The sequence below is a fragment of the Hydrogenophaga sp. genome (assembly GCF_019264445.1).
Classification (GTDB): domain Bacteria; phylum Pseudomonadota; class Gammaproteobacteria; order Burkholderiales; family Burkholderiaceae_C; genus Hydrogenophaga.
The window spans coordinates 45,858-58,679 of sequence record NZ_JAHVAB010000082.1; the positions used below are offsets into that span (position 1 = coordinate 45,858).

A 12,822-nucleotide genomic window follows, 5' to 3' on the forward strand; every position below is an offset into this window, starting at 1 on the left:
ATGCCGCGCATCACCCTGTCTCCCCAATGGCGCATCGACCCCGGCGAAGGCGTCACGCTCGATGCCAACACCCTGCTGGGCCTGCTGGCGGCGGTGCAGGCCTCGGGCAGCATCTCGCAGGGCGGGCGCGAGCTGGGCCTGTCGTACCGCCATGCCTGGGGCTTGCTGCAGCAGGCCGAGCAGGTGTTTGGCCAGCCCTTGCTGGTGCGCGGGCGCGGGCGCGGCTCGGCGCTGACCGAGCTGGGCGAGAAACTCATCTGGGCCGACGCGCGCATTGGCGCGCGCCTGCAGCCGCTGCTGGAGTCGCTGGCCTCGGAGCTCGAGGGCGAGCTCGGCCGCGTGCAGCGCCGCCAGCGCGCGGTGCCGCGCCTGCACGCCAGCCACGGCTTTGCGGTGGCTGCCCTGCGCGAGCAGCTGGCCGCGCGCCAGGTGCCGGTGGAGCTGCGCTACCGCAGCAGCCTGGAGGCTGTGGCGGCGCTGGCGCAGGGGGACTGCGAGCTCGCGGGCTTTCATGTGCCACTGGGCGAGTTCGAGGCCGCTGCCGCGCAGCGCTACCTGCCCTGGCTGCAGCGCCACCAGCACCGGCTGGTGCAGCTGGCGGTGCGCACGCAGGGGCTGTTTGTGGCGGCCGGCAACCCGCTGGGGCTGCGCGGGCTGCGCGATCTCACGCGGCGCGGGCTGCGCTTTGTGAACCGCCCCGAAGGCTCGGGCACCCGCGTGCTCACCGACCTGCTGCTGCAGCGCGAAGGCATCGCGCCGCGCTCGGTGGCGGGCTACGACAACACCGAGCTGACCCATGCCGCCGTGGCCGCCTATGTGGCCAGCGGCATGGCCGATGTGGGCATTGGCGTGCAGACGGCCGCGCACCGCTTCGGCCTGCATTTCATCCCCTTGCTCAAGGAGCGCTATTTCTTCGCGCTGCCCGCCGACGCCCTGGAGCGCGCCGAACTGCGGCCGGTGCTCACGGTGCTGCGCTCACCGGCGTTTCGCGCGCGGGTGGCGGCGCTCAAGGGCTATGAGGCCGCGCACACCGGCCAGGTGATGGCGCTGGGCGACGCGTTCGGCTAGCGCCGCTGCACGCCCACCGGCGTGCGCGCGGCGGCGTCCCACTGCGCGTCGAACCACGTGTCGCCATCCAGGCAGGCGCGCAGCATGGGCAGGGCGTCCTGGCCCCAGAACACGCGCCCGTCCAGCACCATGGAAGGCACGCCGAACACACCCAGCGCCAGCGCTTCGTCGGTGTTGGCGCGCAGGCGCTGCTTCACGGCCTCGCTCTCGGGCGCCAGCCAGGGCTTGCCGCGCTGCGCCATGTGGTCCTGCAAGCGCGCCTGCAGCGCGGCCAGCCGCGCGGGGTCGGCGGCGTCCTGCCCGCCGTGCCACACGTGGCGCAGCAGCTGCTCGGTGACGTAGCGGTTGGTCTCGCCGGGCGCATCGTCTGTGGCGGTGGCCAGGCCCAGGCGCAGCAGGGGCAAGGGGTTGAAGGGGTGCGCGGCCGGCATCGCCAGCGTCACCCCGTGGTGGTGCGCCAGCCAGCTCACCTGGCGGTAGGTCCAGTCGCGCTTGGCGGGGATCTCGGCCGGGCCGAGCTGCCCGTTGGCCTTGAGCATGGCGGCGAACAGCACCGGGCGGTAGCGCACCTGCACGCTGTGGCCCATGAGCGCCTCGGGCAGGCGCTCGAACGCCAGGTGCGCATAGGGCGAGATCGGGTCGTAGAAGAAGGTGATGTCTCGCATGTCGATCTCCGGCGCGGTGGCGCTCAGGGCAGCTGCCGGGCTTCCACCTGCTGCCACACCAGCAGCTTGGCGGCGTCGCCCGACTGGCTCCAGGCGCGGATCTCGTCGATGGTGCGAAAGCAGCCCTGGCACAGGCCGCGGGCGGCGTCCATCTTGCACACCGAGATGCAGGGCGAGGGCACGCCGGGGGCCAGGCCCGCGCGGCGGCGCGCGGCTTGCAGGGTGACGGGGGGCAGGGGCAGGGGCAGGCTCATGAAGCGGGGTCCAGGGTGACGTCGTGAACCGGTGCGCCGGTGAGCGACTGCAACTGCGCAGGGCTCAGGCGGAACACCGCGTGGGGGTGGCCGGCAGCGGCCCAGATCTCGTCGAAGCGCGAGAGCTGCGCGTCGATCAGCGTCACTGGCGGCGTGGCGTGGGCCAGCGGCGAGACACCGCCAATGGAGAACCCGGTGCGCGCCTTCACAAAGTCGGCATCGGCGCGCCCGAGCTTGCCGCCATCGGCGCAGACGAGGGCCTGCACCTTTTTCTCGTCCACCCGCAAATCACCCGAGGTGACCACCAGCACCGCCACGTCGTCGCTCTTGCGGCGAAACACGATGCTCTTGGCGATCTGGCCCAGGGCCACACCCAGCGCATCGGCCGCCTGCTGCGCGGTGCGCGCGGCGTCGTCCAGCATCACCGGCGCATGCGGGTGGCTGGCGTCCTGCAGCACGCGGGCCACGCGCTGCACGGTGTCGGGCAGGGGTTTGAGTTCAGCACCACACATGGCAGCAACGGGCAAAGGGACAGCGTTTCAACATGAATTGCTCACGATTGGGTCAGAGCGAAAGGCAAGCCCGCAAGGATACTGGTTTGGCCACACAGAGGGCCGTCACGCACCGTGAAGCCCCGCCAAGGAGGAACCATGTACGGCTGGCTGACCTACACACCCCAAGACCTGAAGGCGCGCAAAGGCTCGAGCTGCCACATGTGGCTGCCCGCCCTCCAGTCCCCGGACGAAAACACCCTGAGCAACGCAGCGCGCGCGCAGGGCGCCGGCCAGCTGGTGAAATTCGTCACCTCGCCGCATTTCACCGGGCTCGACGAAACCGTTCGCGCCGCACTCAAGGCAGACCTCCTCGTGCTCGTCAACCATGTCGGGGTCGACGAGGGGCTGGAGTTCGCAATGCACATGGCCCAGCAGCACCATTTGCTGCCTGCTGACCGACGCCAGCAGCGCGCCGAACGGATCGCACGGGTGGTCGACGCCCACTTCACCGACCTTGAAGCACCACCCGAACGGTTGATGTGGCGACTGGGGCAGCTCAAGACCATCGGCACCGTGTTCCCCGATGTGTTCATGGACTTCACGCTGCGCGCGCTCTGCGCCGACTACCGCGAATACATGACGAGGGGCGCGCATGGGCTGGCCAAAGAACCCCACTACAGCGAGCTCTTGGCGCTGATGCTGGAGGCGGGTCAGCAGTGCCAGCAGTACCCTGGCGACCCCGGGCAGAACCGCAATGCGGTGTTGCGCCTGTTCATGACGCGCCCGGCCAACGAGCTGGCCACGACCATGCGGCGGTACCGGGTCCTGGTGGAGCGCAAGCGCCTCGATGTGCTGTTCAAGGCACTGCAACGCGCAGAAGCATTCACCGATGTGCATGAAAGCTGCCGGATGGACGCGGTGTCGCAGCTGATGGAGCGCTTGTGTGAGGACCCCGACGGCACCCGCTGGGACGACGCCATCGAGCTCCCGCTTCAGTCGGCCAGCGCCCAGTACGCCGGCCTGTCCCGGCAAGCCATGTGCGCCACCGTCGAAGCGCTGGACCGGGGCCTGTACTTCGGGCAGATGCGCACCGAAGAAAGCCGCGCGGCGGCGGCCCGGTGGCGGGCCGATGCCCAGAGCGTGTCGCAGCGCATGACCCCCACGCGTGCCGCGCAGGCGCGCGCCCAACCCGTCAAGGCGCAAGACATCGCGCCCGGTCAAGCCAGACCCGACCTCGCGATCACACAGGCCTGGTCGCTCGATGTGCTGGCCAGCTGGATCGATGGCCCCGTCACTGGCGAATCCACCCGCAAGCTGGACCCGGGCATGATCGCCAAGGCACTCCCCAAAGCAACGCCCCTGCCCCCCAAGGCCCCGCCCCAGAAACCGGCGCCTTCACCCGTCAAAGGCCAGGCGCTCACGCCTGCCCAGACCTCGCCGAAATCACTGAGCTATACGGAAGCGGATGTCTCGGGCGCCTTGCTCGACTCGGTGTCGGCCACGGCCCGCTTTCTGCGCGACGAGCTGCAGGACCTTCTGGCGCTGATGCCGTGGCCGCCGCAGGTCACGGCGCAGAACGACGCGCTGCGGGCGCGGTTGCTCGCACTGGCCCTCGACCCCAAAGCCCACGCCAACACCGCGAGCGACCTGCTCATGCAGGCGGAGAAGGCCGCCCACGACTTGCGCGCCGGCGTGAAGGACATGCAAGTCACCGAGCAGGTGCAACGCCGCTTCCACACGCAGCTGGTCCTGGCGCTGCGCGCCGAAGCGCTGGTGATGGGCAAGCGCCACGGCGGCGTGATCCAGTGCCCGGCACGGCCTTCCGACTGGTCCTATGCGGTGGCGAACTTCCACAACCGCTGCCTGCCCTGGGTGGGCAGCATCGAGGTGGACAACGTGCTCATGCCGCTGGACAGCCACCAGGCCGTCGCGCTGTATGTGACGGGCAGCAGCCAGAGCGGTTACGCCTTCGATGTGTCGGTGCACCTGTGGCGGCGCCGCGCCGGGCGCACCAGCCCGCCCAGCCACGAGGCCGGCGCGTACCCGCCCATGAACACCACCGACTGGTTTGACACCCGCGTGCCGTGCTGTGTGCTGCACGTGCCAAGTGCGAGCTGAGCGCAGGAACCGCCGACCGCGCTCAGGCAGCGCGCTTGACCAGCAACAGGCTCGCCCCCATGGCCATGAGCACGCCGCCGAACACGCGGTTCTGTGCGCGGCGGGCGCGGGCCGTGGCCAGCCAGGCCTGAGCGCGCGAGGCGAGAAAGGCGTAGCCATGCATCACCACCAGATCGACCGCCACCGTGGTGACCAGCAAGATCAGCAGCTGCAGCCACAGCGCGCGCGCGGGGTCGATGAACTGCGGCAGCACCGCCACCATGAACACGATGCCCTTGGGGTTGGTGACGTTGGTGAGGAAGCCGATGGTGAAGCGCTCGCGGGCCGACGGCAAGCCCACCGGTGACGGCGCTGCACCGTCCGACGACACCGCCGCCTCCACGCGCGAACGCCATTGCTTGATGCCCAGCCAGATGAGGTAGCCCGCGCCGGCGAACTTCACCACCGTGAAGGCGGTGGCCGAGGCCAGCAGCAACGCGCCCACCCCCACGCCGGCCACGAGCAGGATCACCGACAGGCCCAGCTGCAGGCCGGCGATGGTGGCGCTGGTCTTCTTCACGCCGTAGGCCAGGCCGTGCGTCATCGAGAGCACGGCGCCGGAGCCGGGCGACAGGGCAATCGCCCAGGAGGCGGCGAAATAGGCAAACCAGATGTGCAGGTCCATGGGGGTCGGAGGTCTTCAGTGGGGACTGGATGATGCCTGTTCGGCTGGTGCGGCGCTGGCGAGTGCCTGCAGCTTATGCCACAGCGCGTCGGGCAGTTCCACGGTGGTGGCCTCGCGCTGGCGGGCGAGCCGCTGCGCACCGGGCAGGCGCACACCCTCTTCCTCGAGCATCGTCTGCACCAGGCACTCGATGCGCGAGGCATACACCGCACCGCCGGCCAGCGCGGCCGGGTCGATGATCAGAAACACCTGGCCCAAGCGGGGTGGCCGGCCTTCGTCGTCGAGCAGGGAGTCGGCCTCGAAGCCGAAGTGCGAACCGGTGAGCGTGGCCACCAGCAGGTCGACCATGAGCGCGAGCATGGTGCCCTTGACGCCACCGGCCGGCACCATGGAGCCGGCCAGGCCCGCCTTCGGGTCGGTGGTGGGCTGGCCCTGCGCATCCAGCGCCCAGCCCGGCGGAATGGAGCGGCCTTCGCGCGCGGCCACCACCAGCTTGCCGCGCGCCACGGCGGACAGCGACAGGTCGATCAGCAACGGGTCGTGCCCCGGGCGCGGGAACGCGGCGGCAATCGGGTTGGTGCCAAACAGGGGCCGCTTGCCGCCCCAGGCGGGCATGGCCGCCGGTGCGTTGCCCAGCGCGAGACCCACCATGCCGGCCTCGGCCACCGGCTGCAGGTGGTGGGCGGCCGCGCCAAAGTGGTGGCTGTTGGCGATGGCCGCAAAAGCCACGCCCTGCTGCCGCGCCAGCGCGATGCCGCGCTGCACCGCCAGCTGGCACGCCGGGTACGCCAGGCCCTGGCGGGCGTCGATGAGCAGCACGGCGCCGTGTTCGTGCAGCACCTGCGGCTCGGCGCTGCCGTCGGCGCGGCCGTTGCGCAGGTGGGCCGCATAGGCCGGGACGCGCGTGACGCCGTGCGAGGCCAGCCCTTGCAGATCGGCCTGGACGAGCGCGTGCGCCGTGAGCCGCGCCATGGTGTCGCTGGCGCCGGCAGCGGCGAGGGCGCGCCGGGCGGTGTCGAGCAACACCGCAGAGTGGATGTGGGGCATGAAGCGGGCGCCGTTCAGCCGGCGCGTTTGGCGAGCAGCGCGCGCGCCACGCGCGAGCTGGTGGGGCGGCCCAGCTGTTCGCTGATCCAGGCCCCGGTGTCCACCAGCGCGTCGAGGTCGACGCCGGTGTCGATGCCCATGCCGTGCAGCAGGTACACCACGTCTTCGGTGGCCACGTTGCCGGTGGCGCCCTTGGCATACGGGCAGCCGCCCAGCCCCGCCACGGACGACTGGAAGTTCCACACGCCCAGCTCCAGCGCGGCCAGCGTGTTGGACAGCGCCTGGCCGTAGGTGTCGTGGAAGTGGCCGGACACCGCATCGATGCCGTAGTGCTGCAGCGTCGCCTCGATGGCGGCCTGCACCTTGCGCGGCGTGCCCACGCCAATGGTGTCGGCCACATCGACGCGCTGCACGCCAATGCCCTTCATGAGGCCGGCGAGGTAGGCCACGCGCCCGGGCGCGATCTCGCCTTCGTACGGGCACCCCACGGTGCAGCTCATGGCCCCGCGCACCGCGATGCCGGCCGCGCGCGCCGCTTCCACCACGGGCGCGAAGCGCTCGATGCTCTCGGCGATGGAGCAGTTGATGTTCTTCTGGCTGAAGGCCTCGCTGGCCGCGCCGAACACGACGATCTCGTCGGGCCGGTCGAGCACGGCCGCCTCAAACCCCTTGAGGTTGGGCGTGAGCACCGAGTAGCGCACGCCCGCCTGCCGCTGCAGGCCGCTCATCACGTCGTGGTTGTCGGCCATCTGCGGCACCCACTTCGGGCTCACGTAGCTGGTGACCTCGACCTCACGCAGGCCGGCGGCCTGCAGGCGGTGCACCAGCTCGATCTTGGTGCCGGCGGGCACCGGTTGTTTTTCGTTCTGCAGGCCGTCGCGCGGGCCGACGTCGATGAGGCGAACGCGGGAAGGAATGGCGGTCATGGGAAGTCCTTTTTCAATAGCCGCGCACCGGATCGACCAGGCCGGCAATGGGCTCGCCGCGCTCCAGCGCGAGCATCTTGCCGGCGATCTGCGCGATGCTTTCTTCGCGCAGCGTGCGGGCCGACGTGTGGGGCGTGACGGTGATCCGGGGGTGGGTCCAGAACGGGTGCGCGGCGGGCAGCGGCTCGGTGCGGAACACATCGAGCGTGGCACCGGCCAGGTGGCCGTTGTCCAGGAGCGCGATCAGGTCGTCGTCCACCAGGTGCGCGCCGCGCGCCACGTTGATCACGTAGCCACCGGGGCGCAGCAGCGAGAGCGTGCGGTGGTTGAGGATGTCGCGCGTGTCGGGCGTGAGGGGCAGCAGGTTCACCAGCACGCGGCACGAGGCCAGAAAACCGTCGAGCTGCGCGGCACCGCTGTGGCCCACCACGCCCTCGATGGTCTTGGGCGAACGGCTCCAGCCGTGCACCGGGAAGTCGAACTGGCGCAACGCGCGCGCCACGCGCTCGCCCAGCACGCCCAGGCCCATCACGCCCACGGGGAAGTCCGCCCGCATGCGCGGCTTGCGGTACGACCACTTGCTGTGCGCCACGTCGGCCTCGTAGCCATCGAATTCGCGAAAGTGGCGGATCACCGCGTGGCACACGTATTCGGCCATCTGCACCGACATGCCCGCGTCGTCCAGCCGCACCACCTTGGCGTGGGGCGGCAGGCGCAGCTTGAGCAACGCATCGACCCCGGCGCCGATGTTGAACAGGCCTTTGAGCCGGGTCTGCTCGTCCAGGAATTGCTGGGGCGGCGCCCAGACCACCGCGTGGTCGGCGGGCGGCGCGCCGGGTTGCCATTCGGACACGTGGGCATGTGGCAGGGCCATGCGAAGGCCCGCAAGCCAGGGTTCGGCTTTGGTGTCGGTGCAGCAGAAGGTGACGTTCATGCGGCCAAGCTTAAGCGCTCATCGCCTCCACAGGCGTCACCCCACCGACAGCTTGAGCAGCTCCGCGCCCTCGCTCACCTGGTCGCCCGGCGCGTAGAGCAGCTCGGCCACGGTGCCATCGGCCGGCGCGGCAATGGTGTGCTCCATCTTCATGGCCTCCATCACCGCCAGCGGCTGGCCCTTCTTCACCGCGTCGCCGGCCTTCACCGCGAACGACACCACCTTGCCCGGCATGGGCGCGGTGAGGCGACCACCTTCTGCGGCGGCCTCCCCGGCATGCGCCAGCGCGTCGATCGCCACGATCTGCGTGGCGCCCAGCGCGCAGAACACGTGCACGGTCTCGTCGACCTGCCAGGTCTGCACGGTCTGGCGCTGGCCGTTGAAGTGCAGGTCCATGCGCGTGCCCGTGTCGGTGGGCAGCGCATCGAAGGCCAGCACACCGCTCACGTCACCCAGCGTCAGCTGCAAGGCGCCGTCGTGCAGGTAGCTCAGGTGGGCCAGCAAGGGCTCGCCCTGGTACTCGAAATCAAAGCGGCGCACGGTGATGCCGTGGGGGCGCCAGCCGTCGCGGCGCGAAAACGGGTCGGCGCTCTCGCTCGCGCGCTCGGCCAGCAGCGTCTGCGCCACGGCGGCAGCTACCGCCAGCGGCCGGCCCACCTTGTCCTGGTGGAACAGCGCTGCGGCTTCGCGCGGGATCAGCGCGGTGTCCAGGTCGGCCTGCGCGAACGAGCGGCTGCCCACCACGTGGCGCAGGAACTGCACGTTGGTCTGCAAGCCGACGATGCGCGTCTCCGCCAGCGCCGTGTCCAGGCGCGCCAGCGCTTCTTCGCGCGTGGCACCGTGCACGATGAGCTTGGCCACCATCGAGTCGTAAAACGGGCTGATGGTGTCGCCCTCGCGCACGCCGTCATCGACCCGCACCCCAGCCGCAGGGCTGTTCACGGACGCGCGCTCGAAGGCGGTGCAGTCGGGCTTGCGGTACACGGTGAGCGTGCCGGTGGCGGGCAGGAAGTGGTTGTCCGGCGTTTCGGCGCAGATGCGCGCCTCGATCGCGTGGCCCTGGATGCACAGGTCTTGCTGCTTGAGCGGCAACGGCTCGCCGCTGGCCACGCGCAGTTGCCACTCCACCAGATCCAGCCCGGTGATGGCCTCGGTCACCGGGTGCTCCACCTGCAGGCGCGTGTTCATTTCCATGAAATAGAAGCGCATGGCCTCGGGGTGCGCGTAGCCCTCGGGCTGCTCGACGATGAACTCCACCGTGCCCGCGCCCACGTAGTTCACGGCCTGGGCCGCCGCCACCGCGGCCGCGCCCATCTGCGCGCGCAGCTCGGGCGTCATGCCGGGCGCGGGCGCCTCTTCCAGCACCTTCTGGTGGCGGCGCTGCACCGAGCAGTCGCGCTCGAACAGGTAGACGCAGTCGCCGTGCGAGTCGCCAAACACCTGAATCTCGATGTGGCGCGGGCGCTGCACGTACTTTTCGATCAGTACTGCGTCGCTGCCAAAGCTGTTGCGCGCCTCGCGCTGGCAGCTGGCGAGCGCAGCGGCGAAGTCTTCGCTTTTGTCCACCGCGCGCATGCCCTTGCCGCCGCCGCCGGCGCTGGCCTTGATCAGCACCGGGTAGCCGATACGGTCGGCCTCGCGCTGCAGCAGCGCCGGGTCCTGGTCGGCGCCGTGGTAGCCGGGCACCAGCGGCACGCCGGCGGCTTCCATCAGGCGCTTGGACTCGGCCTTCAGCCCCATGGCCTCGATGGCCGAAGCCGGCGGCCCGATGAAGACCAGCCCCGCCTCGGCGCAGGCGTTGGCAAAGGCCTCGTTCTCGCTCAGGAAGCCGTAGCCCGGGTGAATGGCCTGCGCGCCGGTGGCCTTGGCCGCTTCGATGATGCGTTCCCAGCGCAGGTAGCTGTCCTTGGGTGCGCTGCCGCCCACATGCACCGCTTCATCGCAGGCGGCCACGTGCTTGGCGCGGGCGTCGGCGTCGGCATACACGGCCACGGTGCGCACACCCAGGCGGCGTGCGGTGGCGGCCACGCGGCAGGCGATCTCGCCCCGGTTGGCAATCAGGATCTTGTTGAACATGGGAACTTCCTAGGCGGTGGCAGAGAAAAAAGAGCGCGCGCGGCGAAACACCGCGCGCAGGAACTTGAAGAGCATCCAGGTGGCGATCCACATCAGCACCACGGTGATGGCCAGCAGCACGCCAAACACCAGCTGGTGGTTCGTGGCGAGCCAGACGGCGCCGACCACGAGCCCGTCTTCGACCAGGCTCATGGCGACGTTGGAAAACGGTTCGGGCGAGGCGTTGATGGCCGCGCGCGCGGTGGTCTTGGCGGCCTGGCTGGTGGCGGCGAGCGAGCCGCCCAGCAGCGCCGCGGCCAGCGCCAGCGTGCCGCTGTCGGCGCCGAACACGCCCGCAGCCAGTGCGGCACCTGCGGGGATGCGCACCACGCTGTTGACCATGTCCCACAGCGAGTCGACCACCGGGATCTTGTCGGCAAAGAACTCCACGAACAGCATGAAGCCGGCGGTGCCCAGCAGCACCGGGTGCTGCAGCGCCTGCAGGCCGGCGGGCAGCGACATCCAGCCCATGGCGCCGGCCAGGCCGACGATGAACACCACGGCGTACAGGCGAAAGCCGCTGGCCCAGCCGAGCGCGCCGGCCAGCGCCAGCAGCTCGGGTGTGCCCAGGGTGGTGAACCAGTCGGCCATGGTCTGGGCTTGCGTTCAGGCGGCGGGCAGCCAGCCGGGTGCGCGCTTGCCCAGGAACGACTGCAGGCCCTCGCGGCCCTCGTCGCTGGCGCGCACGTCGGCAATGCGGCGCGCGGTTTCGCTGCGCAGCGCTTCGGTGATGGGGGCGTGGCTCACGTCGCGCACCAGGCGCTTGCATTCGCGCGAGGCCCGGGGGCCGTTGGCCACCAGCGTGGCCACGATGCCGTCCACCGTGGCGTCGAGCGTGTCGGGCGTGGCCAGCTCGTGCACCATGCCCAGCGCGTGCGCGCGCACCGCGCCAAAGCGCTCGGCCGTGACCATGTAGCGCCGCGAGGCCTGCACGCCCAGGGCGCGCGCCACATACGGGCTGATGGTGGCGGGCAGCAGGCCCAGGCGCGCCTCCGAGAGGCAGAAGGTCGCGCCTTCCACCGCCACCAGCACGTCGCAGATGGCGGCCAGCCCCATGCCGCCGGCATAGCAGTCGCCCTGGATGCGGCCCACCACCGGCACCGGGCACTGGTCCAGCGTCCAGAGCATGTCGGCGAGCTTCTGCGCGTCGGCGCGGTTCTGCTCCCAGTCGTAGCCGGCCATGGTTTTCATCCAGTTCAGGTCGGCCCCGGCGCAAAAGGCCTTGCCGTGCGCACCGAGCACGACCACGCGCAGCTCGTCGTCTTTCGAGAGCTCGGTGAAGGTCGCGGTGAGCGCGGCGATCACGTCGTCGTTGAAGGCGTTGCGCACATCGGGGCGGTTGAGCCACACGCGCGCCACGTGGGCGCTGGGGCGGGACACATCCAGTACGTTGCTCATGATCAGTACCTCTTGGCCACTTCTTCCAGCATCACCTCGGTAGCGCCGCCGCCGATGGCGAGCACGCGCGCGTCCCGCCAGAGCCGCTCGATGGCGGTCTCGCGGATGAAGCCCATGCCGCCATGGAACTGCTGGCAGGTCTGCACCACTTCGTTGACCAGCTCGCCAGTGAGCGCCTTGAGCATGGAGACTTCCTGCACGATGTTGTGGCCCTGCGTCACGCTCCACGCGCAGTGGTACATGAACTGGCGCGCCGCGCGGGTCTTCGCGTCCAGCATCGAGATGCGGTGGCGGATGGTCTGCTTGTCCCACAGCGTGGCGCCGAAGGCCTGGCGCTGGCGCACGTGGTCCAGCGTGAGCTGGAGGGCCTGCGTGCAATGGCCGATGGCCATGGCGCCCAGCGCGATGCGCTCGGTCTGGAAGTTCTTCATCACCGAGTAGAAGCCCTTGCCCACCTCGCCCAGCAGGTTGTCCTGCGGAATGCGCACGTTGTCCAGGATGAGTTCGGCCGTGTCGCTGGAGAGCCAGCCGGTCTTGTGGAGCGCGCGTCCCACGCTGAAACCCGGCGTGCCTTTTTCGACGATGAACATGGTCATGTCGTGGCGGGCGGTGCCGGTCTTGGCGGCCACGAAATACAGGTCGGCGTGCACGCCGTTGGTGATGAACATCTTGGTGCCGTTGAGCACCCATTCATCGCCCTCCAGGCGCGCCGAGGTGCGGATGCCCGCCACGTCGGAGCCCGCGCCGGGTTCGGTGATGCCGACCGCCGTGATCATCTCGCCGGCCGTGACCTTGTTCAGGTATTTGGCCTTCTGCGCCGCATTGCCCGCGTGGTGCAGGTGCGGGCCGGCCATGTCGGTGTGCACGAGCACGGTGATGATGAAACCCGCAAACGTGCTTTGCGACAGCGCCTCGGCGAACACGAGGTTGGTGAGGGCATCGGCATCCCCACCGCCGTACGCGCCCTCAAACGCAATGCCCAGCAAGCCCGCCTGGCCCATGCGGCGCAGCACGTCGCGCGGCACCATGCCGGCCTCTTCCCAGGCGGCGGCGTGCGGCTCGACCTCGCGGGCCAGGAAGCGGGCCACCTGCTCGCGCAGCAGCTCGTGGTCGGGGTTGTCGTAGATGGTGGGCGTCAT

The 12,822-nt window shown here is 70.2% G+C and carries 13 protein-coding genes; 2 read left to right on the forward strand and 11 right to left on the reverse strand.

Annotation, left to right across the window (positions count from 1 at the left end):
- Positions 1-1,068 carry a substrate-binding domain-containing protein gene (locus KXJ60_RS19320; protein ID WP_291131604.1) on the forward strand — a complete coding sequence of 356 codons (1,068 nt, stop codon included), beginning with the start codon at positions 1-3 and terminating at the stop codon, positions 1,066-1,068.
- Here KXJ60_RS19320 and KXJ60_RS19325 read toward each other — a convergent pair.
- Genes KXJ60_RS19325 through KXJ60_RS19335 form a run of 3 tightly spaced genes read right to left on the reverse strand, consistent with a single transcriptional unit; the run spans position 1,065 to position 2,499 of the window.
- Entirely contained in the window at positions 1,065-1,733 is a 669-nt protein-coding gene (locus KXJ60_RS19325; protein WP_291131606.1) for a 2-hydroxychromene-2-carboxylate isomerase, read from the reverse strand. The genes KXJ60_RS19320 and KXJ60_RS19325 overlap by 4 nt on opposite strands.
- Positions 1,734-1,756: 23 nt before the next feature.
- Entirely contained in the window at positions 1,757-1,987 is a 231-nt protein-coding gene (locus KXJ60_RS19330; protein ID WP_291131608.1) for a DUF1289 domain-containing protein, read from the reverse strand.
- A complete protein-coding gene (locus KXJ60_RS19335; protein WP_291131698.1) occupies positions 1,984-2,499 on the reverse strand; it encodes a YbaK/EbsC family protein in 516 nt (171 codons plus the stop codon). Before KXJ60_RS19335 ends, KXJ60_RS19330 begins: the two co-directional genes overlap by 4 nt.
- Before the next feature lie 138 nt (positions 2,500-2,637).
- Between KXJ60_RS19335 and KXJ60_RS19340 the strand changes: the two genes are divergently transcribed.
- Positions 2,638-4,599, forward strand: coding sequence for a hypothetical protein (locus KXJ60_RS19340; RefSeq protein WP_291131610.1), 1,962 nt, complete (start codon positions 2,638-2,640; stop codon positions 4,597-4,599).
- A 22-nt stretch (positions 4,600-4,621) separates the two neighbouring features.
- On the opposite strand, the gene KXJ60_RS19345 is transcribed toward KXJ60_RS19340, so the two are convergent.
- The 8 genes from KXJ60_RS19345 to KXJ60_RS19390 are packed head-to-tail and all read right to left on the reverse strand — an operon-like array spanning position 4,622 to position 12,822.
- Complete coding sequence (locus tag KXJ60_RS19345; protein WP_291131612.1) at positions 4,622-5,263, reverse strand: LysE family transporter; 642 nt, start codon at positions 5,261-5,263, stop codon at positions 4,622-4,624.
- A gap of 15 nt (positions 5,264-5,278) precedes the next feature.
- On the reverse strand, positions 5,279-6,310 hold the full coding sequence (locus tag KXJ60_RS19350) for an Ldh family oxidoreductase (protein ID WP_291131614.1): 1,032 nt from the start codon (positions 6,308-6,310) through the stop codon (positions 5,279-5,281).
- A gap of 14 nt (positions 6,311-6,324) precedes the next feature.
- A complete protein-coding gene (locus KXJ60_RS19355; RefSeq protein WP_291131616.1) occupies positions 6,325-7,236 on the reverse strand; it encodes a hydroxymethylglutaryl-CoA lyase in 912 nt (303 codons plus the stop codon).
- A gap of 13 nt (positions 7,237-7,249) precedes the next feature.
- Entirely contained in the window at positions 7,250-8,170 is a 921-nt protein-coding gene (locus KXJ60_RS19360) for a glyoxylate/hydroxypyruvate reductase A (RefSeq protein ID WP_291131618.1), read from the reverse strand.
- A 36-nt stretch (positions 8,171-8,206) separates the two neighbouring features.
- Complete coding sequence (locus tag KXJ60_RS21710; protein ID WP_363318069.1) at positions 8,207-10,246, reverse strand: acetyl/propionyl/methylcrotonyl-CoA carboxylase subunit alpha; 2,040 nt, start codon at positions 10,244-10,246, stop codon at positions 8,207-8,209.
- A 9-nt stretch (positions 10,247-10,255) separates the two neighbouring features.
- A complete protein-coding gene (locus KXJ60_RS19380) occupies positions 10,256-10,876 on the reverse strand; it encodes a DUF4126 domain-containing protein (RefSeq protein ID WP_291131620.1) in 621 nt (206 codons plus the stop codon).
- A 15-nt stretch (positions 10,877-10,891) separates the two neighbouring features.
- Positions 10,892-11,683, reverse strand: coding sequence for an enoyl-CoA hydratase/isomerase family protein (locus KXJ60_RS19385; protein WP_291131622.1), 792 nt, complete (start codon positions 11,681-11,683; stop codon positions 10,892-10,894).
- A 2-nt stretch (positions 11,684-11,685) separates the two neighbouring features.
- A complete protein-coding gene (locus KXJ60_RS19390; RefSeq protein ID WP_291131624.1) occupies positions 11,686-12,822 on the reverse strand; it encodes an acyl-CoA dehydrogenase family protein in 1,137 nt (378 codons plus the stop codon).

What these genes read in the sequence shown, in the direction of transcription:
- KXJ60_RS19320 (WP_291131604.1), top strand. Translation starts at nt 1, where the DNA reads ATGCCGCGCATCACCCTGTCTCCCCAATGGCGCATCGACCCCGGCGAA.
- KXJ60_RS19325 (WP_291131606.1), bottom strand. Translation starts at nt 1,733, where the DNA reads ATGCGAGACATCACCTTCTTCTACGACCCGATCTCGCCCTATGCGCAC.
- KXJ60_RS19330 (WP_291131608.1), bottom strand. Translation starts at nt 1,987, where the DNA reads ATGAGCCTGCCCCTGCCCCTGCCCCCCGTCACCCTGCAAGCCGCGCGC.
- KXJ60_RS19335 (WP_291131698.1), bottom strand. Translation starts at nt 2,499, where the DNA reads ATGTGTGGTGCTGAACTCAAACCCCTGCCCGACACCGTGCAGCGCGTG.
- KXJ60_RS19340 (WP_291131610.1), top strand. Translation starts at nt 2,638, where the DNA reads ATGTACGGCTGGCTGACCTACACACCCCAAGACCTGAAGGCGCGCAAA.
- KXJ60_RS19345 (WP_291131612.1), bottom strand. Translation starts at nt 5,263, where the DNA reads ATGGACCTGCACATCTGGTTTGCCTATTTCGCCGCCTCCTGGGCGATT.
- KXJ60_RS19350 (WP_291131614.1), bottom strand. Translation starts at nt 6,310, where the DNA reads ATGCCCCACATCCACTCTGCGGTGTTGCTCGACACCGCCCGGCGCGCC.
- KXJ60_RS19355 (WP_291131616.1), bottom strand. Translation starts at nt 7,236, where the DNA reads ATGACCGCCATTCCTTCCCGCGTTCGCCTCATCGACGTCGGCCCGCGC.
- KXJ60_RS19360 (WP_291131618.1), bottom strand. Translation starts at nt 8,170, where the DNA reads ATGAACGTCACCTTCTGCTGCACCGACACCAAAGCCGAACCCTGGCTT.
- KXJ60_RS21710 (WP_363318069.1), bottom strand. Translation starts at nt 10,246, where the DNA reads ATGTTCAACAAGATCCTGATTGCCAACCGGGGCGAGATCGCCTGCCGC.
- KXJ60_RS19380 (WP_291131620.1), bottom strand. Translation starts at nt 10,876, where the DNA reads ATGGCCGACTGGTTCACCACCCTGGGCACACCCGAGCTGCTGGCGCTG.
- KXJ60_RS19385 (WP_291131622.1), bottom strand. Translation starts at nt 11,683, where the DNA reads ATGAGCAACGTACTGGATGTGTCCCGCCCCAGCGCCCACGTGGCGCGC.
- KXJ60_RS19390 (WP_291131624.1), bottom strand. Translation starts at nt 12,822, where the DNA reads ATGACGCCCACCATCTACGACAACCCCGACCACGAGCTGCTGCGCGAG.